The following is a 3026-nucleotide window of genomic DNA, read 5'->3' on the forward strand; positions in this document are numbered from 1 at the left end:
ACTGGCCGCGTCGGCAACGACGTGCAGGTGGGCGATACGGTCACGGTGACCATCGGCGATCAGGATTACCAGACCACCGTGACGGCCTCCGATAACGGCAATGTGTGGAGTGTCAGCGTGCCGGGCGACGTGCTGGCCGGTAACAGCCAGATCCACGCGGAAGTGACCACTACCGACGGTGCAGGCAACGCCACGACTGCCGGTGCTGACCACAGCTATGCCGTTGATACGGCGGCGCCGGAAGCCTCGATCACCATCGACGATGTGACCGGTGACAACACCGTCAATATCGCCGAAGCGGGACAGAACCAGAATGTGACCGGTCGCGTCGGCAACGACGTGCAGGTCGGCGACACCGTGACCGTGACTATCGGCGATCAGGCCTATCAGACTACGGTCACCGCGTCGGATAACGGCAATGTGTGGAGTGTCAGCGTACCGGGCGACGTGCTGGCCGGTAACAGCCAGATCCACGCGGAAGTGACCACTACCGACGGTGCAGGCAACGCCACGACTGCCGGTGCTGACCACAGCTACGCGGTCGATACCGCCGCGCCGGAAGCTTCGATCACCATCGACGATGTGACGGCAGATAACACCGTCAATATCGCCGAAGCGGGTCAGCCGCAGGCCATCACCGGTCGCGTCGGCAACGACGTGCAGGTGGGCGACACAGTGACCGTGACCATCGGCGATCAGGCTTACCAGACTACGGTGACCGCCTCCGATAGCGGCAACGTGTGGAGTGTCAGCGTGCCGGGCGAGGTACTGGCTGGTAATTCGCAGATCCATGCAGAAGTCACTACTACGGATGCGGCGGGTAACCCGACCACGGCATCTGCCGATCATGGCTACGCGGTCGATACCGCCGCGCCGGAAGCCTCCATCACCATCGACGATGTGACGGCAGACAACACCGTCAATATCGCCGAAGCGGGTCAGAACCAGAATGTGACCGGCCGCGTCGGCAACGACGTGCAGGTGGGCGACACGGTGACCGTGACCATCGGCGATCAGGCTTATCAGACTACCGTCACCGCGTCGGACAACGGCAATGTGTGGAGTGTGAGCGTGCCGGGCGAGGTGCTGGCTGGTAACGCGCAGATCCACGCGGAAGTGACCACTACCGATGGTGCAGGCAACGCCACGACTGCCGGTGCTGACCACAGCTACGCGGTCGATACCGCCGCGCCGGAAGCTTCGATCACCATCGACGATGTGACGGCAGACAACACGGTGAACATTGCCGAAGCCGGTCAGCCGCAGGCTATCACCGGCCGTGTGGGCAACGACGTGCAGGTGGGCGATACGGTGACCGTGACCATCGGCGATCAGGCTTACCAGACCACCGTCACCGCGTCGGATAACGGCAACGTATGGAGCGTGTCTGTGCCGGGTGACGTGCTGGCCGGTAATTCGCAGATCCATGCCGAAGTCACTACCACGGATGCGGCGGGTAACCCGACCACGGCATCTGCCGATCATGGCTACGCGGGCGATACCGCCGCGCCGGAAGCGTCCATCACTATCGACGATGTGACGGCAGACAACACCGTCAATATCGCCGAAGCCGGTCAGAATCAGAACGTGACCGGCCGCGTCGGCAACGACGTGCAGGTGGGCGACACGGTGACCGTGACCATCGGCGATCAGGCTTATCAGACTACCGTCACCGCGTCGGACAACGGCAATGTGTGGAGTGTGAGCGTGCCGGGCGAGGTGCTGGCCGGTAACAATGAAATTCATGCCGAAGTGACTACCACGGATGCGGCCGGTAACCCGACCACGGCATCTGCTGACCACGGTTATGCGGTCGATACCGCCGCGCCGGAAGCGTCGATCACCATCGATAACGTCACCGGTGACAACACCGTGAATATCGCGGAAGCGGGTCAGAACCAGAACGTGACTGGCCGTGTGGGCAACGACGTGCAGGTGGGCGATACGGTGACCGTGACCATCGGCGATCAGGCATACCAGACTACGGTGACCGCCTCCGATAGCGGCAATGTGTGGAGCGTGAGCGTGCCGGGCGAGGTGCTGGCCGGTAACAGCCAGATCCACGCGGAAGTCACCACCACGGATGCGGCGGGTAACCCGGCCACTGCCGCGGCAGACCACGGTTATGCGGTCGATACGGCGGCGCCGGAAGCCTCCATCACCATCGACGATGTGACGGCCGACAACACGGTGAATATCGCCGAAGCGGGACAGCCGCAGGCCATCACCGGCCGCGTCGGCAACGACGTGCAGGTCGGCGACACGGTGACCGTGACCATCGGCGATCAGTCTTACCAGACTACGGTGACCGCGTCGGATAACGGCAATGTGTGGAGTGTCAGCGTACCGGGCGAGGTGCTGGCCGGTAATAATGAAATTCATGCCGAAGTCACCACCACGGATGCGGCCGGTAACCCAACGACTGCCACGGCCGACCACGGTTATTCCGTTGATACGGCGGCACCGGAAGCGAGCATCACTATCGATGACGTGACGGCAGATAACACCGTCAATATCGCCGAAGCGGGTCAGCCGCAGGCCATCACCGGTCGCGTCGGTAACGACGTGCAGGTGGGCGACACGGTCACCGTGACCATCGGCGACCAGGCCTACCAGACCACGGTGACCGCGTCGGACAACGGCAATGTGTGGAGCGTCTCTGTACCGGGCGAGGTGCTGGCCGGTAACGCGCAGATCCACGCGGAAGTCACCACCACGGATGCGGCGGGTAACCCGACCACGGCATCTGCCGACCACGGTTATGCGGTAGATACGGCCGCGCCGGAAGCGTCCATCACTATCGATAACGTCACCGGTGATAACACCGTCAATATCGCCGAAGCGGGACAGCCGCAGGCCATCACCGGTCGCGTCGGCAACGACGTGCAGGTGGGCGATACGGTGACCGTGACCATCGGCGACCAGTCGTACCAGACTACCGTCACCGCGTCGGATAACGGCAACGTATGGAGCGTGTCTGTGCCGGGTGACGTGCTGGCCGGTAATTCGCAGATCCATGCAGAAGT

1 protein-coding gene is annotated in these 3026 nt (G+C 63.0%); it reads left to right on the top strand.

The genetic code is table 11. The features are described 5' to 3' along the window. A partial coding sequence (locus RZ35_RS16825) for a beta strand repeat-containing protein (protein ID WP_026744346.1) occupies positions 1-3026 on the top strand: 3026 nt, incomplete at both ends.

Source organism: Lonsdalea quercina subsp. quercina (genome assembly GCF_000688655.1).
Lineage (GTDB): Bacteria > Pseudomonadota > Gammaproteobacteria > Enterobacterales > Enterobacteriaceae > Lonsdalea > Lonsdalea quercina.